Below are 25,934 nucleotides of genomic sequence, written 5' to 3'. Positions count from 1 at the left end.
TCATTACAACAACTCACAACGCAATCTCTGAGAGAGGGAATTCATCCAATGAAGCGCTACCTTGCCCTATTAAGTCTGGTCCTGTTTGCGGCCAGCGTCCTGTATACCAGCATTGGACGCATGCAATCAGGAAGCACGTTTCAGTCGCCCGCGAACAGCCGTCCAGTGGTGACACAACTTGAAGAAGAACAGCCAATGATATTGCCTGATGGCTATGTCAGCGCCAGCGACCGTCACAAAGTGATGGTTTCCGCTGATGATGCGGCCCTGTATACCGAATTGACCGCCTCAGGTGGCGTTCTGACTGAAGAAAATTACGGAAGTTTCCGTGTCCTGACCGTCAACTCCAAAACTTTGGAAAGCGTTCAAGGCCGGGCTGAAGTTCGCGATGACATGAACGTGATCACGCTGAACGGATACCAGTTAGATACAACCAATCCGGAAGCCACATTGGCCAGTTTGCCTCTTGAGTTTGTCCGCACCAAAGATGCTGAAACAAAAGCTGTTCAAAGCGACAAAGGCAGCCGCACCAAGCTCTTCATCGTCCAGTTCTCAGGTCCGATCCAGGACAACTGGTACAAAAAACTGGTGAAGACCGGTGTTCGGGTTGTGAGCTATGTGGCTAGCAACGGATATGTTGTCGAGGCGACCAATGGGCAAATCGAGAAGCTGGATGCAATGCGTCAGGAAGCCAAAAATGGTGTGCAGTATGTTGGGTTCTATGAACCAGCCTTCCGCACCACTTCAGTGCTCCGCAATGCATACACCAAAGGAATGGCTGGTTCGGTTGATATCACTGTCCAGATTGTGAACAACCACCGCGCTGACGAAACAATTGCGAAGCTGACCGAAATATCCAGCCGCGTGATTCGCGAAGCCCATCCAGTGCTTGAATATCAAAACATCACGCTGACGGTCCCGGTTTCCCAGTTGGCTGAAATCAGCCAGATTGACAACGTGTTTGGCGTTGAACCTTACTACTCACCACGGTTGATGGATGAACGTCAAGGCCAGATTATGGCGGGTAATATTAGTGGTTCGACCGTTAACGGCCCAGGTTATCTGTCCTGGTTGCAGTCAAAAGGCTTTTCTGGAACCGGGCAGTTTGATTTTGTGGTTGACGTGACGGACGACGGGGTTGATCGTGGCTCCACAACGGATGTCAACCAGGAATACAAAGTGGGTGGTTCCTCCTCAGGCGCCAGCCGCCTCGTGTACAACAACAACTACACTGGTGACTCGTCAGCCGATGGTGGCGGCGGTCACGGAAATATCAATGCTTCGATTATTTTTGGCTATAACAGTTCAACCGGGTCGGCGTATGAAGATGCCGCTGGGCACAACTATGGCCTTGGCATTGCGCCGTGGGTGAAAGTTGGAAATTCGAAAGTCTTCAGCAACGGCAGCGCGGCAACCTTTACCCAGTCAGCCACGGTTCGGTTAAAGGCTGCGTACACAGGTGGTGCTCGCATCAGCAACAATAGCTGGGGCTACACCTCGGGGAACTCATACAACACTGACTCACAAGAACATGACCGGATTGTGCGTGATGCTGATTCTGCTGCAACGGGCAACCAGGAAATGACAGTTGTGTTTGCGGCTGGCAACGACGGATCAGGTTCAAACACGGTGCGTCCACCGGCAACCGCCAAAAACATCATTACGGTGGCGGCGTTTGAAAATGACCGCCAGACTGGAACTGATGGATGTGCCACCGATAACACCGGTGCCAATAGCGTCAATGATGTAATTGGTTTTTCAAGCCGTGGTCCATGCTCAGATGGACGTATTAAGCCCGATCTGGGTGCACCTGGAACACACATTCAAGGTGCGGCTTCACGGTCAACTGTTTATTCTGGCAATGGTGTGTGCAACAAGTACTGGCCGACTGGTCAGACACTGTATGCCTGGTCATCTGGAACGTCCCACTCGGCTCCTGGTGTGGCTGGTGCAGCGGCACTGGTTCGCCAATACTTCATCAACCAGGGTTGGGGAATTCCAAGCCCAGCGATGGTCAAAGCGTACCTTGCCAACTCAACCCGCTATATGAACGGCGTTGGTGCCAACGACACCCTGCCGTCAAATAATCAAGGAATGGGCAGCGTCAACCTGGGAACAGGCTTTGATGCTGAGCAGCGCGTGATGCTGGATCAAACCCGCGTGTTGAGCACCACGGGTGAAACCTATTCAACTTCTGGAAACATTGTGAGTGGTTCGAAACCTTTCCGAGTGACCCTGGCCTGGACGGATGCGGCTGGCCCAACGACTGGCAATGCCTGGGTCAACAACCTGGATCTCGAAGTGACGGTGGGCACTGTAACCTACAAAGGCAACGTGTTCTCAGGCGCAAATTCACTCTCAGGTGGCAACGCCGACATTCGCAACAATATGGAATCCGTTTTCCTGCCAGCCGGAACGACCGGGAGCTTTACGGTTCGTGTGGTGGGAACAAATATCGGTGGCGATGGAATCCCAGGCAACGGTGACACCACCGATCAGGATTTTGCCCTTGTGATCTACAATGCAACCACAGGTGGAAACCCAACTCCAGACTATAGTGTTTCAACATCCCCAACCAGTGGCACTGTCACGGCTGGTAGCTCAACCACCTCAACCGTAACCGTGAGCAGCATCAATGGCTTTACCGGTACTGTAAACCTGACGGCTTCGGGCCTGCCGAGCGGCGCCTCAGCTTCTTTCAGCCCAGCTTCAGTCGCTTCCGGTGCTGGCACGTCAACGATGACCATTAGCACAACGTCCGCGACCGTGGCTGGTGCGTATCCCGTGACGATCACCGGCACGAGTGGCTCAACCACCCGCACGGCGAGCTATACATTGAATGTGACCGCGAGTGGTGGCGGCGGCGGAAGCCAAACCGTTACTGGCAGCAATAACACCGCAATTGCCATCCCGGATAACAACACCACTGGCATCACCAGTGTCATCAATATCCCCAATAGCCTGACCATTCAGAGCGTTAGCACGTCAGTTAACATCACGCATACCTGGCGAGGTGATGTGCAAATCGAACTGATCAGCCCGGCTGGGACGACCACCACACTGAAAGCAACCAGTTCAAGTGACAGCGCGGATAATATCGTTGCCACCTATACCCCAACCGCCTTCAACGGGCAGAATTCAGCCGGAAACTGGACGCTTCGGGTGAAAGATCTGGCTTCAGCCGATACTGGAACCTTGAACAGTTGGAGCATCTCCATCACTGGAACGGCGGCGAGTGGCGGCGGCGGATCAACCGGCAACTTTACGATGTCGCTTTCCAGCTCATCTGGCACCTGGCGACGTGGCTACAGCTACACTCGCACGGTGTATGTTACCCGCTCAGGCGGTCACTCATCACCGGTGACGTTGTCATACAGCACCTCAAAAACCGGTTTGTTCTCCAGCGTGACGGCATCGGTCAACCCGATTCCTGCCACCGGAACCAGCAGCGTGATGACCTTTAGAGTGTCAAGCTCCGCACCAACCGGATCGGCAACCGTCACCATTATTGGAAAGGACGGAAATAACCTTCAGCGGAGCACAACGCTGAGCCTGTCAATTACAACCTAGTTTCTGATTGACCCTCACCTCGAAGCAAAGAGCGGGTACCCTGATACAGGTTACCCGCTCTCTTTTTTTATACCAGTCAGTCGCCAGTCGTCGAATGTTGGGACTTTGAAGTATCTGTCAAGTGGATTTGATTCTATTTGAGCCAGTTATAGATTTTCAGAATAAGAAACCACGGAATACACGGAAAATAAAACCAAATTTCTCAATAGTTTCTGAGATTTCCCAAAATAGAAACTCAGGAAATATTTATCTGAAAAGCTATAAGAACAATTCTTTTCAAGAACTCCATGGATTCAACGATCTGGGTTTTATCTACTGACTACTGACTTATCAACCACTGACTACTACTGACTCATTTCTTATGAAACCGAATTTGACCCCGATGGGTCATCAAGTAGATTCGAGCGCTTCCTTGCCGATGAATGCCCGAGAGCTGTTTATTGCCTGGAGCAAAGTTTGTGACTACGAATCCGCCGAGATCAATGTCGGCAGTAAACGCTGTCCCATCAAGTTGAAACGGGGCGGCGGCTGGTACCGTCAAATCAATGAGATTATTAAATGATTGGAATGAATAATTGCCTTTGGGCAGAATTTCCCCATCAAAGAAAATTCGTCCGCTCGTCGAACAGGCGTTGACCTGAGCACACCGCAGATTTTTCAGCGTGATATCGCCATCTGTCGTTTCTGCACTGACCGAGCCAATGGCATCTTGAATTGATATGGCACCATCCAGGCATTTAATTTCCAGGTTACAGGTTGGAGGAACAACCACTTCAAATTTCACCAGACCTGCCCGGTCATCCGCCACTGAAATCTGGACAAAGTTATCAAGTTGCCTGTCAGCAATTTTTACCTGCCCAGTTTGGCTTTCAGCTTTCACTTTGATCTCATCCCTGGCTGCGGTTGTAATGGTAATTGGCCCTTTCATGCCACGCAGGGAAAGACGTGCGGATTGAGGGTCAACCCGATAGGATCGGATCATTAGACCTGACGCCGATCCTTGAATCGGAACGTGCAAGCCAAAGCTAAAAAGGACGATGCACACGCAAAAAAACCACCCCAAAAGGAGTAACCTTGGTTTGAATGAAGTGCGAACCGGTTGACACCCTGCGTGTTTCACAAGCTCTCCACCTTCCCCTCAGTTCAAATTGCCGCAAATTCTTGAAGCAGTCGCAGTTTTTCGCGATACGCCGCAATCAGCATTTCTTCAGCTCCAAAATCATGGGGGTTTGATCGCAATGCCACTTCGCATTCCAAAAGCGATTGGTCAATCAACGCCATGTTTCGTTCAAATACTCGTCTCAATTCTGGGTCCCAATCCATCTTTCGGGTTTCAAGGGCTTTACTCAGTCGGGTGATTGATTCGGTTAACACGACTCGCTCAGCCTGATAATTCCGAGAATGTGAGACCAGGTGATTTGTTGGAACGAAGACGGGACTTGAGGTGCCTGGTGATGCTGGATTCGCAAACACCGGGCGTGGTTCTCCTTGACTCAGAGACGTTGGGTTTTGAAGCGACCAGAACCCAAAAAGAACCAGCCCGCCAACGATCCCAACCACAGCGGAGAATTGTGGAATGGTCAGCTTGATTTCAACATAGCGCTCAAACAGAAGTTCTTTGATTCGTAAGAAGAACCACTGGTTTGGCGACTTTGAGATGGCATCGGAACCCGGTTGAGGGACGCGGTGAGCGCGGATGGTTGGTCCGCTGACTTGAGGGAGCAATAATTCACTGGCGGCCAGGAGTTGACATAATTCAGTATGTACCGCGGCGCATCCAGAGCAAACAGCGAGGTGGGCTTCGACCTCTTTTCTGAGGTGAGGCTCAATCGCATGATCCAAATAGTCGGAGAGCAGGTTCTCACATTCTTGACATTGCATAGACGATGAGAAACTCCAGGCATGAAGAAATTCAAATGACAAGAGTTGAAAGCAGAATATAGCCAAAGGCTGGGTAACGTGAATTGAATAAACAGGTGGTTTTCCGAAGATATTGACAGAAGTGAAGCCGGCGTTGCGATGCCCTTGGTTCCAGAACCGTTGCTCTTTGGAGGGTGACAGGCTTCGGTCACCAGCCACGGAGAATGATAACAAGAATTGTCAGTTATGACGACCAGGAGTTTACATTTCCTGTCATTATCGCAGTGAATCTCTGTATTTTTCATCGAGCTTCCAGTTCTGAGCATATGTGAAATCAACAGATTAGAGGCTTTTTGAGGCGAAGGATTTCAGAGTGGAATGCAACTTGCCTGTCAGAAACAAAATTTTTCAATTCCCTTTTTGTAACCTCCCCTTCACATAATAAACAACTCTGATTTCGTCACATTTGCTATCAGATAGCAGAGAGGCTCGATGGATATGCGTTTTGCAAATGAATCTTTCAGACACCGAAACATCCTGCGACCGATTCGCCCTGCCCGATCAAAGTGCTCACATGGCTTTTCCTTAATTGAGTTATTAATCGTGGTTGCCATTATTGGAATCATTGCCGCGATTGCTGTTCCAAACCTGCAAGCTTCACGCCGGGCGGCGAACCAGGCTTCAGCCGTTTCAACCCTTCGTGCTTACCACACCGCCCAAATGGCATTTCGAAATGGAAATGGATTTCTCGTTGATTTTGTTGAATTGAAAAACCTGACGGCTGGTGCCATTGATGAAGTTTTGGGAAGTCAACCGAACAATGTTCCCAAATCAGGATATTATTTTACGATTGGTCCCGGGATCTTACCTGCCGGGTTGGATCCAGCCCTGGCTGATTCTTTTACGAGTGGCGGGGTAACCGTCTATCGTGGATTTTATATCCAGGCTGATCCTATTCAGTCGAGTGGACTATCGGCAACTGGCCGCAATGGGTATTACATTGATTTATCGGGGGTCATTCGGGTTGAGGTTGGTGGAACTGGCGCTCAATCAACCTCACCCCCACTGGGTGAGCAAAGTGGTTCCTAATCACCCCCATTGAGATTCGTAACGTTTGTGAAAAACCTGGTCGCCTGACCAGGTTTTTTTATGGATGCTTACCAGAGGTACTGCACCAGATTCACCAGCGTTTGGACCGCTCCAATCATGAATCCTACCACCGTTCCAAACTGCATAATCCCTCGGATTTCACGCCCGGCTGATTCGTACATGATCTGTTCAAAAATTTCGTTTGAGAACGTATCAAATCGCCGTTTAATAATTCCTTTAAAATCAAGCCGGCTGGTTAATTGCCCAACTAAATCCTGAACGACCCGTTTTTGGAGTGGATATTCACCTTGAAACACCGCCTCAGGGAGTTGGGCAATGGTTTGCCGCAGAATGGTTCGAATCGTAATGCTATCTGAAAGCCGGGATGTGACATCCTGGATCACAAAATGGATGGTTCGGAACATCAGATCTTCGCTCAATAGGAACCGACTCGCATATCTTACTGCTGGACTATATTCACGCTCGATTTGGCGCTCCAGGAACAAGCGAGCTTCCTGAGCCAGTTGGTGCTGAGCTTCAGCCGAGGTTTTTAACCGGTTCAGTACGCCCATTAATTGAGTGCTGATGACCTGGATCAATGCCTCTGGTTGCGAGCGTTCCGAATAGCGATGACGGGCTAAAACCTCGACTTCTTCTTCAAGCCGTAAAGCATTTAATTCCTGACTAATCACTTCAGCGGTGAGAAGTCGTTCCGCAACGATTCCAGCCAGGGTATCCACAAACCGGTCACGTTCACTCGGCAGCAATCCTGGGGTGAAAGGCAATTTTTTCCCAAAGAGATAGATTGGATGCCGGGGACGAAACAGCATTTTCACGGCCAGCCAGGCAGCCGCATAGCCGTGCAGGGTTGCAATCACCAATGGGCTTAAATCAAGCGCAAGGCGGGTGAGATTCATTGGAATGAAGAATTGAGGATGAAGAATGAAAAAGTGGTTAGCGGTTAGTGGTTAGTGGTTAGAAATCAATACTTTCGAAGAAGAACCAGGAACCAGGTACTAACCACCAACCACTAAGGGGGCGTAAAAAAACAACTTCCCCTTTTCATTTGGGGCACCAGCATTTGGATTGAGCATCCCGGAGGGCTGCCGTTCGGATAGCCGGTCGGTTGGCCGCTTTGGGCCTACCACCGGTCACCAGGGCCACCCTTTGTCGTTCTGCGCTTCGCCCGCGCCCCTGCGGGGGCGCGGGCGAAGCGCAGAGAATGAGGGAGAGATTGATCCTTTTCCGGTGGTAGCTCGCAAAGCCGAGCAACCGACCGGCTATCCGAACGGCAACTCTTCGAGGTGCAAAACCCAAAGCCGAAACGTGAATGGATACTCGTGCTTCCAGGAACTTATTTTTTAACGATCACTAACCACTTTTTTCATTCTTCATTCTTCATTCTAGGCTGTCGTTAAAACTTTGCGCAGAAACCGGCCTGTGTGGGAGTGTGGTAACTGGGCAATCTCTTCAGGTGTGCCGCACCCAACGACGGTTCCTCCAGCATGGCCGCCCTCCGGCCCCAGATCAATGACCCAATCGGCAACTTTGATCACATCCAGGTTGTGCTCGATGATTACCAGCGAAGCCCCCAGATCAAGTAAGCGCCGAAATGCAAACAGCAGCTTATTGATATCATCAAAATGAAGCCCAGTGGTGGGTTCATCAAAGATGTAGAGCATGCGGTTTGTTCCAGTTCGTGACAGAAAAGTGGCCAGCTTGATGCGTTGGGCTTCACCCCCGGAAAGAGTGGTTGCCGATTGTCCCAGCCGTAAATATCCAAGGCCGACTTCATCCAGAACCTTCAGGCGATCACTGATTTTTTTGACATTTGAGAAAAAACTAATTGCTTCGCGGACCGTCAGGTTGAGCACATCGTGAATGCTTTTCCCACGGTACTTGACGGCCAGTACTTCAGGGCGAAAGCGCTGGCCATGACAATCGTCACAGATCAATTCCACGTCCGCCAAAAATTGCATTTCAACCGTGACGGTTCCGTCTCCCTGACAGGTTTCACACCGACCGCCGGGCAGATTGAACGAAAAATGACTGGCCGTCCAGCCCGCGCCCTGGGCTTCGCGCGTGGCGGCAAACAGTTCCCGAATCCCATCATAGACCTTGAGATAGGTCGCCGGGTTTGAGCGTGGGGTTCGACCAATTGGGGATTGATCAACACAAATAACTTCATCAATGAATTGCCTACCCTCAAGTTCAAACGTCGGGATACGTTTTCCATTTTCAGTTTCCCGCTGCAGTCCCCGGTAGAGCACGTCATGAACCAGCGTTGACTTCCCGGAGCCAGAAACACCCGTGACACACACCATCAATCCCAAAGGAATTTCAACCGTGAGGTTCTTCAGGTTATGTTCATTGGCACCGGAAACCGTTAATTTGCGAGTTCCAGGTGTCCGTCGAGTTTGTGGCTTCTTGATGCTGTTTTCTTTCCGCAGGTATTTGGCGGTCAACGATGTTGGGTGTTTTAACAATTCTGGTAATGAACCCTGAAAGATGACTTCGCCACCAAACTCACCCGCTCCAGGTCCAATGTCAATCAAATAATCCGCCGCCAGCATCATGTCAGGATCATGCTCGACGACCAGAACGGTATTCCCAATATCACGCAACCGCTGCAGGACCTGGATCAGCCGCTGACCGTCACGTGAGTGCAGGCCAATGCTTGGCTCATCCAGCACATAAAGCGCTCCAACCAGTGAGGATCCCAAATGGGTCGCCAGTTGAATCCGTTGGGCTTCACCACCAGAAAGGGAAGAGGTGAGCCGGTCAAGCGTCAGGTATTCTAACCCGACGTCTTTCAAAAATCGCAGCCGATGGCGAATTTCGATCAAAACTCGGTCTGCAATTGCCAGTTCTTCTGTTGTCAGGGATAAATTTTCAAAAAAATCGGCTGCCTCTTCAATCGTCATCGCCAGGGTGTCAACAATCGGTTTTCCACCAATTCGAACCGCTCGGGCTTCAGGGCGAAGCCTTCCCCCATGGCAATCCGGGCAACAGGTGTAGCTGCGATACTTGGCCAGGAACACCCGGATGTGCATTTTGTATTTTTGTTGCTCCAGTGAATCAAAAAAGCCGCGAATGCCGCCCCAGCCGTTGGTGCCCTCAAACAAAAGCGTTCGATGTTCCGGGCTGAGCTGATGAAACGCCACTGTCATCGGGATTTTATGGCGCTGGCACACGGTCCGGAGTTCACGCTGGGCAAATTCAAACTGTGATTTAGTCCAGGGTTCAATTGCCCCCTCTTCAAGTGTCAACTTCGGGTTTGGGACCACCAGATCCAGATTCAGGCCGACAATATCGCCAAATCCCTGACAGGTTGGGCAGGCGCCATACGGGTTGTTGAAACTAAACAACCGCGGCTCACGCATCGGGTAGCCAATGTGGCAGGTCTTACACTCGAAATCTTCGCTAAATCGAAACTGCTGTGTGTTTGAACCAACTGTCTGGATCTCAACTTTACCATTTCCTTCGCGATAGGCGGTTTCCAGGGAATCAACCAGTCGTTCGCGCGTATCGGGTCGCACCACCAGGCGGTCAACCAGAACTGAAGTTTCGTGAAAATCAGAAAACGGGAACACATCAGGGGTTGTCAGTTCAAAGATCTCTCCACGGCGGTACAATCGGGTGAACCCACGCTGCATCAGGCTCATGAGATACCCTTTGACCCGGCGCAACTCAGCCTCACCATCTTCAGGGGTGATTGACGCCTCGCGTGAGCGCACCGGTTTGCCTCTTCGTCTCAGACCTCCATCGGGCGTGAGCGATTCATCTATCATCGAGTCGTCGAGGTCATCAAAACTCCCGTCATCTTCACTTCCCACATTTACTTCCGGCATAAAATTCATACCTGAAGCCGCTGGAAACAAAACATAGAACCGGGTGCCTTCAGGCAGTTCAAGCACCGCATCGGCAATTGATTGGGGTGTATCACGTTTGACTTCAATTCCACATTGATAACAAAACGTGCGCCCCACACGGGCATAGAGCAACCGCAGGTAGTCATGAATTTCAGTTTGGGTGGCGACGGTTGACCGTGGGTTGCGAGCCGAATTTTTCTGACGCACGGCAATTGCCGGGCAAATCCCAGTGATTTCATCAACATCCGGTTTATCAATCCGCTCGAGAAACTGTCGCGCATAGGCTGAGAGTGATTCGACATACCGGCGCTGTCCTTCGGCATAAACCGTGTCAAACGCCAGCGAAGATTTCCCGGATCCACTGACCCCGGTAACCACCGTGAGCTGGTTGAACGGAATGGTAACGCTGATATTTTTGAGGTTGTGGACTCTGGCCCGGCGAATGAGGATCGCTTCATCTTCGGCCTGGGCTGATAGTTGTGGAGAGGTCAACGGAGCTGTAGTGGACATTGTATCTTTGTCGTGAATAGCAAAATAGCGAAATAGCGAAATAGCGAAATAGCGAGTAGCGAGTAGTCAGGCTACCTGCTGATGCAGGTGAATTTTTCGAAAACCCGGAACCCTGAGAAGATGGCAAGGTGACAAGATGACAGGGTGACAAGGTAATTCTTTTCATTTCTCATCCTTTATCCCTCATCCTTTCAAAAACCTGGAACCCACTATTCTTCATCGGGATCTGGCCGGTCGGGTCGGTCTTTGGCCAGTTCAATCATGGTTTGAGAAAATTTTTGAATCTCAGGCTGAATCTTTTCCAACATACGCCGTGCCGCAAGGTAGTCAGCCCACGGATGCGTTTCAGCCAGCTTTTTCACCTGCGCTTCGCCAAGGGCGGTTGCCATCAGGGCAATCAGATCACTGGTGGCGTGAACGTATGTCAGGAGATGGTTGATAATGTGATAAGCGTCTTCAGCCGTTGCCCATTCAATGTCTGGCTGTGTGTTGATTGGTGCAGGCATTTCCGAATGCTCAGGGTGCGACATAAAAATCCCCAATGAAAAGAAAAGTGAATGACACGAGATCTCGGGCTGAAGACAGCGGGCTCAGGGCAATCCAGGGATGAGGGATGAGGGATGAGGGATGAGGGATGAAAGAAAACTAATTCTTCAGCCCGAAGTCTTCAGCCCTCAGCCCCAAGCCCTGGTTTTCTCAGCCCGCTGTCTTCAGCCTCAGGCTTTCAGTTCCGCGCTGACTTCCGTGCCGTCATCGTTTTTGATGGTGAGCGTTCCGCCAGCCTGAATGACCGATGAGCGAACATACCCAAGCGCCAAAATAGCACCGCCAAGCCGCGGCGAGCGAATGGCACTGGTGAGCGTACCGACTTCTTTTTCGCCTTTCACAATTCGGCTGCCACGCTGCGGCAAGTCCGCGCCTTCAACGACAAGCTGAGTCAACCTCCGGGCGACCTGGTCGTGTCCGCGCCAGTGGATTTTGGCAACGGTTTCCTGGCCGACATAACATCCCTTATGGTAGCTGACCGCCGAACCCAGGTTGGCTTCGAGGGCAATCACGTTTTCATCCACATCAACGCCATAGCGGGGAAGGCCGGCTTCAACGCGCACCAGTTCCATGGCTTCCCATCCAACTGGACGCAGGTGAAATGCGGTGCCCTGATTGGTGAGCCAGTTCCAGGTTTGAGCCAGTGCTTCGCGACGAATATAGAGATCATATCCGTCAACTGTTCCACGTGCCCGCCGGACCACAAGTGCTTCGGTTTCACCAGGTTGGAGCTTCTTCAGCGGCAATACCGGAATATCTTCCGTGCCGCCGCCAACTTTATCAACTTGATGGGTTATGGGCCATTCACCTGGGTTGCTCCCGGTGATAGCCGCCAGCATGGCGCTGGCTAGCGGGCCCTGCAGGGAAAGCAACCCATAGTTTTTGGCGAGATCCTCGACTTTAAAGTCACCAGCGAAAGTAAAGCGAAATAAGGATTTATAGATTTTTTCAGCCAGAGCGGCGTCCAAATCAATCCAGAAGGTTTCATCCACACCGAAAATATGACACGCGGCAATCACTTTTCCCTGGGCTGTAAGAAAGAGCGCGGGCACCCCAAAGCCGTGCTGCAACGGCTTGATGTAATTGCTGACCAGTCCATTTAGAAACTGAACGCGCTCTTTGCCACTGACCTGGATTCGCCCGTGGGCGCTTAAATCAATCAACCCAACCCCAGTCTGCAAAGTATGGTATTCGGCTTGAACATCACCGTAGTGGGCCGGCACCGATTTGGACGCATATTCAGTCATTGTTGCCTGGAGTGTTTGGTGGATCGTCTCCAGTGAATTCACCACGGCAGTTGTTTCAGAAACGGACATCATAATCCTTTCCGGCGTTCGATCAGCTTTAGACCGGCATTTCAGAACGTGATCTGTTCTTTTCGGTGGACGCTTGCAAAAGGCAAAGAAGTGGGGATTGAACCGCAGCTTGTCGGGTGTGTCAAGACTTTCGCCCAAGTCATTTCCTTACAGTCGGTTAGATTTGATGCCCGGAGCGGGTGATGACTGAAAATGCCGAATAGGCAACTGGCTCATTACGCTGGGCCGCGAGAAAGAATCCAAAAAGTCGAGAGACCCGGCTGGACAAATCTCCAATCCAAAAGTGTGAACATTGACAGGGTCGAGTTGAACTTGGTACGGTCAGGCACACATCTCGATTTTCTTCAATCGGTTGCAATCAAACCACGGGCGGAGGCGGCATTCATCTATGGCTATCAATTCCCAACGGACGTCTGTCTGGCAATTTTCCCAGGCATTGATGTTAACAGCTTGTTTGGTCGGCGCGAGTGGCTGGCTGGTGGTCAACCCCATTTCCATTCAGGCCCAAACCAGTCAGGAATCCCTGCTGGCGAATTTGAAAAATCCAGATCCAGTCGTTCGCCGAAAGGCAGCCAAGGAATTGGGCGAAAAGCGATTTCGCGAAGTCAGTGGAGCGCTGGCTCAGGCGGCGCAAACCGACACGGATCCTGAGGTGCGGGCCAATGCACTTGAATCGCTTGGACGTCTTAAAGACGAAGCGGTGATTCCAGCCATTCTTGATACTTTAAAAGATCTTTCCCCACAGGTGCGTCGGGCTGCGGTGCGGGCCCTCATTTCCTATTACATCGAAAGCGACATCGGATTTGTTTTTGCGGAGCGCAAGGGATTGAATGTCCTCAACCCCTTTCTGGATACCGACGGCCCAACCATTGTTGAGCCCTATGTCCAGGTTGACCCCCGGATGACCGAAGCCCTGGCCCAGATGATGCGTGATGATGCCGAAGTCAGCCTGCGTCGGGCTGCGGTGCGAGCACTTGGTGTTCTCCGGGCTGATTCGCAGGCGCTGGCGTTGATTGGTGCGCTTGATTCGGACCCAAATCTGCGAATTGACATCTTTCGGGTGTTTATCAAATTGGGGCGCACCGAATATGGCGAATATGCCATCCCCTACTTTTCCAACGATGATCGGGAAGTTCGAGCACAGGCAATTGCAACGGCAGGGTTGTTGCGGACCCACAAAGCCGTTGAGCCGCTCAACACGGTATATCGGTTGGGTGAAGATAAGCGGGGTTTCAAAGCCAACATTAACGATTTTTTCAAGCAAGTTCCTGAACGTCAACGAATTACGCTCGAAGCTTTATCCCAAATCGGTGACCCGGCCAGTAAAGATGTTTTTGAAGGAAACCTGCGTCGTGATGAAGACCGCCGCCGATGGGCCAATGAAGGACTGGCGCGGATGGGTGACACCAGCTTTGTGGAGACCATTTCGCGCAATCGTCTCAAAGAGGGCAGTAATAGCGTCAAGCTCGCCCAGGCATTTGCTCTCTACCGACTCGGACGGCCAGAGTATCTGGATGCCATTATCAAGGAACTTGAAGCCATGACGCTCGGTGATCAGGCGACCGGATATCTGTATGAAGTCCTCAGTCCGGCTGATTTACACGGCCCAGTCCGGGTTGCGACCACTGGCGCCACCGTGAAAATTCTCAAAGTCCTCGGTGTCATCGGCACCGGCGAAAGCGTCCCGGTCATTGAACCCCTGTTGCGTGATAATAATGCCCGGGTTGTGAATGCCGCTAACCTGGCGATCCAGCGCATCAAGCTCCGCGAGCAATATCAGCAAGGCCAGTTACCGGTCAAACCACCGCTCCCACAACCTCAATCTCCATCCCGTCCACGGCGTACCAACCCCAAAGATGGCGGCCAGTCATAAGAGCGAGTAGCGAGTAGCGAGTAGCGAGTCGTCAGACACAGTGAATGATCAGCCCAGTATTGGTTCAATGCTGTCTTCCCCGTTGAGCTGTTCCTCATCACTGATTGAAGAACTCTGATTGGCTCAAATGAGAAGAAATTGGTCTCGCTACTCGCTACTCACGACTCGCTTTGTCTGACTATAGCTTTTCAGATAAATATTTCTTGAGTTTCTATTTGAGGAAATTTCAGAAACGATTGAAAAATTTGGATTTATTTTCTGTGTGTTCCGTGTGTTCCGTGGTTTCTTTATCTGAAATTCTATATTCGCTACTCGCTACTCGCTACTCACGACTCGCTTTTGTGCCGTCTTTCGCTCCTTCACTCCCTCCTTATGAGTTCTCCATCCCCAGATCTGTCTTCATCATCTGATTCAGCTTCAAAAACAACCTCGCGATCACACAGTCCTTCGGCCTCAGCTTTTCTGGTGGCGGCTGGAATTCTACTCAGTCGCATCTCCGGATTTGCCCGCGAATGGTTTTTCGCCCGCTATTTTGGCAATTCCGATGTGGCTGGGATTTTTCGTGCCGCGCAATCCATTCCCAACTTTTTGCAGAATTTACTTGGGGAAGGTGTGCTTTCAGCCTCCTTCATCCCGGTCTACTCCCGGTTGTTGGCTGAAGGGAACGAAGTGGATGCCCGCAAAGTCGCAGGTGCCGTGGCCTCACTGCTTGGAGTGATGGTGTCATTTCTGGTGCTCATCGGGATTGTGCTGGCGCCAGTTTTGACGAAATTGATTGTTCCCGGCTTTACCGGCGCGCACTATGACCTGGCCGTTCAACTGGTCCGGATTGTTTTTCCTGGAACAGGCATTTTGGTAATGTCGGCCTGGTGTTTGGGAGTGCTCAACAGTCACCGACAGTTTTTCCTGTCATACAGTGTTCAGGTGGTGATGAATGCCACGGTGATTGTGACGCTGGTGGTGTTTCGCCATCAACCGGGTGAAATGCTGGTGGTCTATACCACCTGGGGCGCAACTATTGGCAGTTTCCTGATTTTTCTGGTGCAACTTCCAAAAGTACTGGGGTTGCTCAAGCGGTTCGAGCCATCCTTTGATGTGCGGTTCGCGCCGGTTTGGAAGGTGATTCAGAATTTTTTGCCGGTTGTGGCTGGGCGAGGTGTGGTTCAGATCAGCGCCTATGTGGACCGGATTCTGGCGAGTTTCATTTCACCCACGGCGCTGGCCGTTCTGGCCAATGCCCAGATTGTCTACATGTTGCCGGTGAGTTTGTTTGGCATGTCGTTTTCAGCCGCTGAACTCCCTGAAATGTCGAGCACGCTCGGCACCAGCGATGAAATTGCCGAGCAAATCCGTCAGCGGCTGATTGCAACGCTACGCCACGTGGCGTTTTACGTCATTCCGTCAGCCGTGGCCTTTTGGGTTCTGGGTGATGTGGTCGTGGGTGCCTTGTTTCAGAATGGGCGCTTTCAACGCGGCGATACCGTGCTTGTCTGGTGTACGCTGGCCGGGCTGACGATTGGGTTGCTGGCGGCGACGATGGGGCGATTGTATTCCTCAACATTTTACGCCCTCCACGAAACCAAAATTCCGTTGAAATGCTCGATTGCCCGGGTGGCGATAACGGCAGTCCTTGGCTATCTCCTGGCGTTGCAAGTCCCTCAATTCCTTGGGCTCAAACCGTTTTGGGGAATCGTCGGATTGACGGTCTCGTCCGGAGTGGCGAGTTGGGTTGAGTATCTGTTGTTGCGCTGGATTCTCAGGCGACGGATTGGCGGCTTTCACTTACCATGGCGGTTTGGGCTGACCCTCTGGGCTATTGCTGGCGGTGCCGCTGGGGTGGGAATCGCACTCAAATCGGTGTTGATGTGGCTTCCACCGTTTGTGCTTGCCGGAGTGGTCTTGGGGATTTACGGGGTGGCGTATTTGGGAGGAACTATCTGGCTGGGAATACCTGAAGCTGACTTTCTGCGGACCAAATTGCTGGGACGGTTCAAACGGTTTTTGAGGTAGTGAAGTAGCGAGACAAAGCGAGTCGTGAGTAGCGAGTCGTGAGTAGCGAGTCGTCAGACAAAGCGAATAGTCAACCCAGTATTGGTTTAAATGCTGTCTTCCCCGGTGAGCTGTTCCTCATCACTGATTGAAGAACTCTGATTGGCTCAAATGAGAAGAAATTGGTCTGACTACTCGCTACTCGCTACTCACTACTCGCTACTCGCTTTTGTCCATTACTGAACCTTAATGTTCACGGTGGCGGTGCGGGTACGCACGCCATCGGTTCCAGAAATGGTGATGACGGCAGCTCCCGTTGGCGCGTTGGCTGCTGTCCGGAAGGTGGCTGAGCTTGAAGTCTTGGTTGCTGTTACCGGGTTCGGGCTAAAGGTCACGTTGGTAAACAGACCAGTTTTATTGGCGGTTTGTGACAGGGTAATTGCAGCATTATGCCCACCCGTCCGAGTTACTTTGACTGTAACCCGGTAGGCCGCATTGCGCCGCCAGGTGCCGCTCTTGGGAGTTGTCGTCAAGCTGAAATCACCCGTTGGCACTGAACCAACCGTCAGGGTGTAGGTGGCGGTATGTGTCAACACGCCATCCGTCCCAGTGATTGTGAGCGTGAAGATTCCGGTTGGCGTTGATGCCGTGGTGTTAATTGTCAGCGTTGAGCTGCCGGAAGTGGTGATTGAGGTTGGCACAAAGTTCGCCGTGGTATTGGCCGGCAACCCTGAAACCGACAGATTGACTGTGCCTGTGTACCCGTTGGTCGGGGCAACGGTTACAGTTGTCGTGGCTGAGCCTCCCTGGGTCACGGAACCTGAGGAAGTCGGGTTGGTGCTGATGGTGAAATCTGGGGTTGGAGCGGCGGTGGTGCCGTTATAGACGACCAGCGCATAATCCTGATCGGTCGTATCGCCATTGTTCCGCACACCGTCGCCGGCAATGTTGGTGGCTTTGACCGTGACGCTAAAGGCTCCGGAAACACCAGCCGGCAGGAACACTGATTCCATGTTGTTTTTGGTGTCAGCCGTGCCACCTGTAATTGAGTTGCGGCCTGAGAACACATTGCCTTTATAGGTTTGTCCACCGACGGTCACTTCCAGATCAAGGTTATTGACCCAGGCATTTCCAGTCGTGGAACCAGCCGCATCAGTCCAGACCAGAGTCACCCGGAATGGTTTGCTATTATCCACCACGGTTCCACTGACGGTCCGGGTTTGTCCAGTGGCACCAAACACTTCGGTCTGATCCACTCTCACCCGTGACACACCATCAAAGCAAGTTGCCAGATGCGCACTGCCCATTCCCTGGCTGTTGGATGGCAGGGTATCGTTGGCACCCGTTCCCGTCATGTAGCGGGTGGCATTGGCCATATAGGCTTTGACCATCGCTGGGCTTGGAATCGTCCAGCTCTGATTGATGAAGTACTGCCGAATCAACGCCGCCACGCCGCAGATGGCCGGCGCCGAGTGCGATGTACCTGATGACCAGGCATAGAGCGTCTGACCGGTTGGCCAGTATTTGTTGCACACACTGGCGCCGTCATAATTGGTTGACCGTGAAGCGGCACCCTGAATGTGCGTTCCAGGTCCACCGAGGTCCGGTTTGACACGCCCATCCGAAGTCGGTCCGCGGCCTGAAAAACCAATCACATCATTGACGTTGTTGGCGCCACTGTTGTCCGTCCCGCAGCCGTCGGTTCCGGTTTGCCGGTCATTTTCAAAGGCGGCGACGCAGATAATATTTTTGGCTGTTCCGGGAGGTGACACGGTGAAGGAGCTGGAACCGCTGTTTCCGGCGGCAAACACAATCGTCAGTTCCTGATTGCCAGTTGCCTGATTGTCAGCATCACGGACGAGTACATCGTGTTCCTGTGAATCCGCGTTGTAATCGTTGGCAAAGCGATACCCCCAGCTATTGTTGCTGATGCGGGCGCCGCCATTATAGGCCGCTCGCAGTCGTATGGTGGCTTCCTGGGTAAACTGAGCGCCAGAGCCATTGCTAAAAACCTTGGTGTTTCCAACTTTCACCCACGGGCAAATGCCCAGACCGTAATTGTGCCCGCCAGCATCTTCAACTGTGCTTCCGGTTGAATTGTTGTATCCAAAAATGATCGAGGCATTGATGCTGCCGTGCCCGCCACCACTATCCGCTTGTGAATCACCCGTATAGTTGTTGTTAAACACCAGGCGGCTGGCGCCGGCGGATTGGCCATTGACCTTAAATTCGTTGTTTACATCGGTGTTGCTGCCCCGGTCAACTCCGTCATCGGTGACATCAACTGTAAAGTCAAACTGCCCGGTGCCACTAAAGCCGCGAGCCTGCAGCCACGCCAGATAGCCGGGGGCGCCGACCGCATTCCCACTGATATTTCCAGCCAGAATCTGACCTTGCCGTTCATCCATCAGCACCGGTGCGGTGTAATAGGCCACGGCAAACACGCTGTCCATCCGGCTGATATCGGCAATCCGGTCGGTCGGAACCGTGAGCGTGATGTTGCGATATTCCAGAACTTTGTTTTCCTGGCGCAGCACTTGAGTCGAAATTTGCCGCAGGGCAGTGAGTGTTTCCGTTGCTCGTGGGCCATCCACCACCTGAATCGTGACATCGGTCAGCGCGCTGGCATTGCGCTGATACATATCGCGCAGGGTGGGCGACACTCGGAACGCCGGCTCATAAAAGCCGATGTACTGGACTGTTTCGCTGTGGTTGGCTTTCCATTTTTCCAGGGCCTGGACTTGACTGGCACTGGCGTCAACAACGTAGGCATTGTTGCCGGTATAAGCCACGATATGGACGCCGGTCTTTGCCAGTTTGGTATACCACTCATCCTGAATCGGGCCAGTAAACTGGACCAGATAGAGACCAGCTTCAGCACCGGTTTGAACCCCTTTGGTCAGATCAGCCTGCCGGCTAAAGGCTGGCGGCAGGGTGGCGAGTGTGGCTTCCGGGTTCGTGGTATCCAGATGAAAGCCGTTGAGGGAGATGACGTTCATGTCATCACGAATTTCAGCCCGACCTTTGAGGCTGTTCACGGTATCGGTTCCAACCGTGACGACGCGAAAACTCTCATAGTCCAGGACCTGCTTGACGCTGCCCGAGGCCATGAGTTCATCAAACAAAGCGGAATCTTCAGCCGAGATCATGACCTTATGCTGGTCGCTCAGGCTGACATAATCACTTGAAAGAAGTTGCGGTTGGACGGCTTCCAGTTGTGAAACCGCAGTTTGGGATGCTGGCGGGGCTTGATAGACCGCGCCCGACTGCATTTTCCCGGTGCCCACGGCCACGACGGTCATGGCAAACAGCACCAGGCTGAGAAGTGTAAGAAAACGCTTCATTCGGCAAACTCTCCCTTAAAATTGCTTTTCCTGTGAGGTGAAAAGGAAACAAAAATCAATACAACAAGAATTGGTCGGCTGCGCCAAGGCAGATATGTTTTGGCGCCCCACACTTAAAAGTAGACGGGCCGGAGCCGTACTTTCTTCCCCTGGAAGTCCAGTTGGAAGAAGAAAAATATGAAGCAATCAAGCAAAACCCTATGCTCCATTCAAGAAATGAATCTCAGATACCTGGGAATTATCAGGGGGAGCGTGTTCCTTCAGATGGAGGCTCTCTTGAACTGATATCTGATTGAGGATGTGTGATTGGGTTATTGGCTACGACTGCCAGACCGGCAGACAGGAAATAAAAATGGGAGGGAAGCTTACCACGGATTGAAAGTGGGTCAAGGCAGGCAGGCGTTGGAAACATCTAAGTAAGTGATAACTTACTTAGAGTGAAGAACTTAAAAATTCAAAAAAATGAAAGAAATTGCTGGAAAAACGTTGGTTAGAGCAAAATCTGGGTGTCAGTCAGGGAAATGGGGTCCGGACAACCACAGAAACTGCTCCTTCAGCCAGCAACACATCCTTTCCTGATATAAGGAATCACTTCCTCATATCGGGAACTGGCAATCAATGAAAGTCGGTTGCATTTTGATTTAGTTCAATGATGAGTTGTATCTGTAAAAACTGTATTCAAATGCTTTATATGAATTGAGGTGAAAACTCCGTAATGTTTGATTGAGGGTTATGGACGCAAGCAGGATTGTGGTCCCCCTTTTGCACAGAGGTACATCTGGAACCATCACACATCATATTCTCAAGTTAAAAACGGAGACTTCCTGCAATGAGCATCCTGAGCCGAGTTACGACCGTTGTAACGGTTACTCTGATCTTTCTGGAAATCGGTGTCTGTCAGGCAGTTCCTCGATTTTCCCCATCTCAACATTCGTCAACGACCAGTTCACGGGACGTTGATAGAATTCTTGACAAACATATTGCCGCCATTGGTGGCCATACGGCCTGGAATTCGATTCAATCAGTTGAGCGATACAGCGAAATCGAGGTCTTTGGAAATATCCAGAAGGTCTATCGCCTCGAAGACCGAAAAAATCATCGCCGATTTGCCCGGATCGAAGGGGCGCAAGGTACACAAGAAACTGGGTTTGACGGAAAACGATCCTGGCGGCGGGCACCATTTTTCAAAGGGTATTTGGAAAACTCCGATCCTCAAGCCGTGGCTGACCGTCAGCCTCAGCCTGAACTGTATGAATATCGGGAAAAGAACCTGAGCTTTACCCGGCAACCAGATGAAACCCTCGATGGGGTGAAATGCCTCGTCCTGACCACCAGCGAAAAAGACCCTTTGGGACACGACATTCCCATCAAATATTATTTTGATGCTGCTACCTACCTGCTGAAACAAATCGTCAGTGGTGATGCCATAAAAAATACCGAACAATTTGATGATTACCGGACAGTTGATGGTCGGGTTCTGGCGTTTTCGACCAAATCCATCAATCCTCATGTGACGATCAAGACCAAAATCACCCAGGTCAAATTTAATGTTCCGGTTGACTCAAAACTGTTTGAATTGGGTGAAGTTTCCTCAACGGGTCCTTCATCAGCCACCGCACCGGCTGTGGCACCGAAAGCCGCGCTTCCCTCGATTGCTCCAGATGCAAAGACCTTGCCTGAACATGTACGGCTTGAGACGTTTGAACTGGTGTGGAAGACCATCAACGAATCCTATTGGGATGCCACGTTTGGCGGGGTGGATTGGAAAGGCATTCACGATCAGTATTTGCCGAAAGTGACGGCTACGGAAGGGAACAAAGAGTTCCACACCCTGCTCAACCAAATGGTCGGTGAACTCAAGCGCTCTCATTTAAGCGTCGTTGAACCGGGGCAGGTTCAGGGCCTTCAAACCCGGTCAACCCAGCCAGCCGTGGGAAATATTGGGCTTGATGTGCGCTGGATGAACAATCAACTCGTGGTCAAAGAAGTCAAACCAGATTCGCCTGCTGCCAAACAGGGCATCCGTCCTGGATATGTGGTGTCAAAAATCGAAAACAAAACTCCAGACACGTTCCTCAAAGAGTTTAAAGCCGAGCGCGGCGGATTTGCCCTCCGCGAAGAAGTCGAGCGAGTTCGAGCCGCCAACAAATTCCTGCAAGGTGGAGTCGGTACCAAAGTGAAAATCGAACTTTTGGATGAACACGATCAGCCGCGTACCTTCGAGGTTGAACGTCAGGCCCAGCCTGCAGGAATGGCTCTCAACTTTGAACACCGCAAGCTGACGCCGCAGATTGGATATATTCGGTTTAACCTGTTCTTTGGGGACTTGCTTGAGCAGTTTCAAAAAGCGTTGGTTGAATTCCAATCAACTTCCGGCTTGATCATTGACTTGCGTGGGAATCGGGGGGGCGCCGCGCAACTGACCAATGCGCTGGCAAGTGTGCTGAGCGCCACCGACGGCACCTTGGGTACGATGACCTTTCGGTATCAATCGCAACCGGCTGCGTTTCAAGGCACGGGAAAAGCTGCCTATCAGGGGAAAGTCGTGATTCTGGTGGATGAATTAACTGGGAGTGCGGCTGAGGTTTTTTCCGCCGGTATGCAGGATATGGGGCGGGCAACCGTGTTTGGCCAAACAACGGCGGGAGCGGTACTTCCAGCGTTGAATCAACTTCTGCCGACGGGCGGTTCGCTGATGTATGTCATTTCAAATTACACGACGCCGAAAGGAATTGTGCTTGAAGGTCGCGGAACGGTTCCACAGGTCAAAGCCGAACTGACCCGTCAGTCATTGCTGGCCGGTCAGGATAATGTGCTCCAGATGGCGATTGATTCATTTTGAAAAAACCAGGGCTGAGGGCCTGGTTTTCTCACTGTTCCTGCCACAACACCGACCGGCCAATATGGCCTCGCAAAAAAGGATTGCTGCGGCGTTCTTCGGCAATGGTCGTGGGCAATCCATGGCCGGGGTAGACTTTGACCTTGTCTCCGAGAGGGAGGATCCGTTGATGGATGGTATCAAGCAGCGTCTGGGTATCTCCGCCGGGCAGGTCCGTTCGACCAATTGAGCCTTGAAACAGACAATCGCCCACCCAGGCATCGGTGGCGTTATAGAGCATGACATGGCCGGGCGAATGACCCGGTACGTGGCGCACCTGGAGTGCCTCGTCGCCAAATTTCAAGACATCGCCATCCTTTAAATAAATATCAATCGGTGGTGGTGTTGGAATCTGAAACCCGAAGAGCAATCCCCATTCGGGCATATTCTGGTAAATTGGCTCGTCATCTGGGTGGAGATAAAACGGAGCGCCGGTTTCTTGCTTCAGCCGACCGACGCTCCAGACATGATCAAGGTGGGCGTGAGTGCCTACCAGATGGGTCACGTTGAGTTGATGGGTGCGAATCATCTGCAGGATTGGTTCGGGATGTTGTCCCGGATCAATCAGCAATGTTTCGCGGGTGCGTTCGCACATCAGAAAAAAGGTGTGCGCCTGAAACGCACCGGTGGTGACGTGAAAAACTTTCATAAACCAATGAAGAATTGAGAATTGAGAATTGAGAATGAAGAATGGATTAAGGGACCCGGAAGAAAATAAAATCCCACTGAAATCGGGTTCAGGGTTCGGGGTTCAGGGTTTCGAATTTATGTCCTTTTCGTCCTTTTCGTCCTTTATGTCTTTTAAACCCTAAACCCTGAACCCTGAACCCTGGTGGTATGATATTTTCCCCCGACTCCCTAAAGTCTCAAAATAGCAACATTTGACTCCAATCCGTTGACCACCACGATAATCTGGTTATCGCCTGATTGCAGCTTCAATTTCGCTGGTTTGCCTTTGACCCGAAGTTGCTGGTCCGTGATGGTCTTGAGGAATTTGGTCGCCAGGACATTGCCATTTACCCGCACGGTGGGGCTTGGCGTCAACCCGACGCCGCTGATGGTCATAAACTTGCCGTCATAGGTCACCGAATTGATCACGGGTCCGGCTGAAGTGACGGTGACTGTAAAAGTAACGGCGCTATTAAGGGCCGGGGTGCCAGCGTCAGTGGCCGTCAAAACGATGCTGTAGGTTTGTTTCGGCGTGTTGATTGGCGGCATGATCTGGATTGTCCCTGTGCCGTTCAAGTTGTCAAACACCTGTACAAACGCTGGTCCAGTCAGGCTAAACCGAATGGTATCACCATTTGGGTCAGTCGCTGAAATCGCGACGCTCAGAGCTTTTCCTTCAACCACAGATTGGTTGGCGACCGGAGTGATGACCGGTGGCTGATTGACTGGCGGTGGCCCGCTTAATTGGGTCAGTGCATACACCACGCCTGCATCAGTTTTTGGCGCCGCGATTTGTCCATCCGAAAACGGACATCCAATGATGAGGTCCCCTTTGCGATCTCCTGAAATATCCCCAATGACCACGGTACTGCCAGTTCGGTTACTCGCTGAGGTTTCAATCGGAGACCCAATTTGATCCTGTGAGCGGGCACCATACACGATCACGCTCGAATTTGACGGTGTTGCCAGATCACGTGGTCCAGCCAGACTTGCATTCCCGAGCACCACATACACATTTCCAGCATCAATCCGGCTGTTGTTTGGCCCGTCGCCACCGTTGGCAACCATCAAAATGTCGCTGATGGTATCGCCATTGATATCACCAACTGCCGTTCCAAATGGAAATCCAAGCCGGTCACCAATGGCGGCGCCAAAAAACGTGGCTTCTGGTCCCTGGCCCTGGATTAACAGATCCCGAATTTGGCCCGGAGCAAATCGTCCGCCAAGCAACATGTAGACTTCCCCAGCCCCACTTCGCTGATTACTGAGGCTAAAGGCACCGGGTGCGCTGGCAATGACATCCGCCAGACTGTCACCTGTAACATCGCCCACCGAGATACTGCTTCCCATCAGATCATTGGTATCAATTCCAAAGCCGACAAATGGGTTTTGCAATTCGCCGTTAAAGAGTACCACCACGGCGCCGCTGTTGAGCCGGGCCCCATTGGCGCCGTCAAAGCGTGGCGCACCGGCAATGATGTCACCCCGGCGGTCTCCGTTGACATCACCGAAGCCAACTGAAAAGCCAAACAACGTATCCGCCGTTTGGAATCCAAACGCGTCGTCCTGGTTTTGGGCAAACTGGGTTAAATCATAGCTGGCCGGGAAGCTGGCGCTTGGGCGGCCATAAATGATGAAAATCGCGCCGCCGAGTGGCGCTCCGTTTACGGTTGAAAACGGTGAGCCGATGATCAGATCAGTGCGTCCGTCGCTGTCAAAATCACCTGCGGTGAGTGCATTCCCTACCCGGTCGCCAGCCGAAATTCCAATAAACTGAACATTCGGCGGTGTTTGAGCATTTGCCAGGTCTCGTGTTTGTGGATTAATTGGGCCAAACAAGACCAGGACTTTTCCACAATCAGATCTCGTGCCGCCAAAGTCGGCATTCGCGGCCTGCATAATCAAATCCGGGCGATTGTCGGCATTGATATCGGCAATTAACAGATTGCTCCCGAGGTTGTCGCCGGTTTGCTGGCCAAAGATGGTGACCGGCGCCTGGCGTTGGGCTAAATCAACCTGGTCGTTGGCTGCAAATGGTGCCAAAAAGACCCGGACCACGCCACAGGCCAGCCGTCCGGTTGGGTCTCCGGCAGGGCCACGTTCACGTGGACTTCCCACCACGACGTCGTTGAGTCCATCGCCATTGAGGTCTCCGACCGCCACACTATTGCCGGTTGCATTATTGGCTGCTGCCCCATAGATACCGAGTTCTGGGATTTTCACGCCCAGATCAATCGTCGTTGGATTTTGGGCATAGAGTGAAGGTGTGAAAAAAATACTGGTGCAAAGCACTGTCAGGGCAAGAAAAAGCCGCTGACGCAATACGCGTGTGAACTTCAGGTGTCCAGGCATACAGTGGAATCCTCCTCAATGATACAAATTATGAATTATGAAAAGCTATCTTGTTGAAGAACAAAG

General features: G+C 51.8%; 14 protein-coding genes. 5 read left to right on the top strand and 9 right to left on the bottom strand.

Going from position 1 to position 25,934, the window contains the following annotated elements; all coding sequences use genetic code 11:
- The first annotated feature begins 48 nt into the window (after nucleotides 1–48).
- Nucleotides 49–3,570 (top strand): S8 family serine peptidase, encoded by a 3,522-nt coding sequence (locus tag HY774_03540; protein MBI4747531.1) that lies wholly within the window; start codon nucleotides 49–51, stop codon nucleotides 3,568–3,570.
- A gap of 352 nt (nucleotides 3,571–3,922) precedes the next feature.
- On the opposite strand, the gene HY774_03535 is transcribed toward HY774_03540, so the two are convergent.
- Together HY774_03535 and HY774_03530 are read right to left on the bottom strand one after the other, a co-directional pair.
- On the bottom strand, nucleotides 3,923–4,615 hold the full coding sequence (locus HY774_03535; protein MBI4747530.1) for a DUF4097 family beta strand repeat protein: 693 nt from the start codon (nucleotides 4,613–4,615) through the stop codon (nucleotides 3,923–3,925).
- A 98-nt stretch (nucleotides 4,616–4,713) separates the two neighbouring features.
- Complete coding sequence (locus tag HY774_03530; protein MBI4747529.1) at nucleotides 4,714–5,451, bottom strand: zf-HC2 domain-containing protein; 738 nt, start codon at nucleotides 5,449–5,451, stop codon at nucleotides 4,714–4,716.
- A gap of 477 nt (nucleotides 5,452–5,928) precedes the next feature.
- Between HY774_03530 and HY774_03525 the strand changes: the two genes are divergently transcribed.
- Nucleotides 5,929–6,519: a prepilin-type N-terminal cleavage/methylation domain-containing protein gene (locus HY774_03525; protein MBI4747528.1), complete on the top strand. Its 591-nt coding sequence runs from the start codon at nucleotides 5,929–5,931 to the stop codon at nucleotides 6,517–6,519.
- Between the two features lie 68 nt (nucleotides 6,520–6,587).
- Here HY774_03525 and HY774_03520 read toward each other — a convergent pair whose 3' ends face one another.
- The 4 genes from HY774_03520 to HY774_03505 all read right to left on the bottom strand — a co-directional run bounded on the left by HY774_03520 (nucleotide 6,588) and on the right by HY774_03505 (nucleotide 12,766).
- The gene (locus tag HY774_03520; GenBank protein MBI4747527.1) at nucleotides 6,588–7,436 is read right to left on the bottom strand and encodes a DUF445 family protein; all 849 of its coding nucleotides are present in this window, start codon (nucleotides 7,434–7,436) and stop codon (nucleotides 6,588–6,590) included.
- Nucleotides 7,437–7,922: 486 nt separating this feature from the next.
- Nucleotides 7,923–10,901 (bottom strand): excinuclease ABC subunit UvrA, encoded by a 2,979-nt coding sequence (gene uvrA / locus HY774_03515; protein MBI4747526.1) that lies wholly within the window; start codon nucleotides 10,899–10,901, stop codon nucleotides 7,923–7,925.
- Between the two features lie 209 nt (nucleotides 10,902–11,110).
- Entirely contained in the window at nucleotides 11,111–11,407 is a 297-nt protein-coding gene (locus HY774_03510; GenBank protein MBI4747525.1) for a hypothetical protein, read from the bottom strand.
- 210 nt (nucleotides 11,408–11,617) lie between these two features.
- Nucleotides 11,618–12,766, bottom strand: coding sequence for an aminomethyl transferase family protein (locus tag HY774_03505; GenBank protein ID MBI4747524.1), 1,149 nt, complete (start codon nucleotides 12,764–12,766; stop codon nucleotides 11,618–11,620).
- Between the two features lie 385 nt (nucleotides 12,767–13,151).
- Between HY774_03505 and HY774_03500 the strand changes: the two genes are divergently transcribed.
- Together HY774_03500 and murJ are read left to right on the top strand one after the other, a co-directional pair.
- Nucleotides 13,152–14,636: a HEAT repeat domain-containing protein gene (locus tag HY774_03500; protein MBI4747523.1), complete on the top strand. Its 1,485-nt coding sequence runs from the start codon at nucleotides 13,152–13,154 to the stop codon at nucleotides 14,634–14,636.
- Between the two features lie 465 nt (nucleotides 14,637–15,101).
- On the top strand, nucleotides 15,102–16,646 hold the full coding sequence (murJ, locus tag HY774_03495; protein ID MBI4747522.1) for a murein biosynthesis integral membrane protein MurJ: 1,545 nt from the start codon (nucleotides 15,102–15,104) through the stop codon (nucleotides 16,644–16,646).
- Between the two features lie 215 nt (nucleotides 16,647–16,861).
- On the opposite strand, the gene HY774_03490 is transcribed toward murJ, so the two are convergent.
- Complete coding sequence (locus tag HY774_03490; GenBank protein MBI4747521.1) at nucleotides 16,862–19,969, bottom strand: S8 family serine peptidase; 3,108 nt, start codon at nucleotides 19,967–19,969, stop codon at nucleotides 16,862–16,864.
- 829 nt (nucleotides 19,970–20,798) lie between these two features.
- Between HY774_03490 and HY774_03485 the strand changes: the two genes are divergently transcribed.
- Nucleotides 20,799–22,811, top strand: coding sequence for a hypothetical protein (locus tag HY774_03485; GenBank protein MBI4747520.1), 2,013 nt, complete (start codon nucleotides 20,799–20,801; stop codon nucleotides 22,809–22,811).
- A gap of 28 nt (nucleotides 22,812–22,839) precedes the next feature.
- Here the strand turns inward: HY774_03485 and HY774_03480 are convergent, their stop codons facing one another.
- Both HY774_03480 and HY774_03475 read right to left on the bottom strand, forming a co-directional pair.
- A complete protein-coding gene (locus HY774_03480; GenBank protein MBI4747519.1) occupies nucleotides 22,840–23,496 on the bottom strand; it encodes an MBL fold metallo-hydrolase in 657 nt (218 codons plus the stop codon).
- Nucleotides 23,497–23,705: 209 nt separating this feature from the next.
- Nucleotides 23,706–25,868, bottom strand: a complete 2,163-nt coding sequence (locus HY774_03475; GenBank protein ID MBI4747518.1) for an FG-GAP repeat protein — start codon at nucleotides 25,866–25,868, stop codon at nucleotides 23,706–23,708.
- Nucleotides 25,869–25,934 lie beyond the last annotated feature (66 nt).

The sequence above is a fragment of the Acidobacteriota bacterium genome, assembly GCA_016208495.1.
In the GTDB taxonomy this organism is placed as follows: domain Bacteria; phylum Acidobacteriota; class Blastocatellia; order Chloracidobacteriales; family Chloracidobacteriaceae; genus JACQXX01.
Note: the sequence above shows the minus strand (reverse complement) of the source record. Positions and strands in the feature narration are given on the sequence as shown.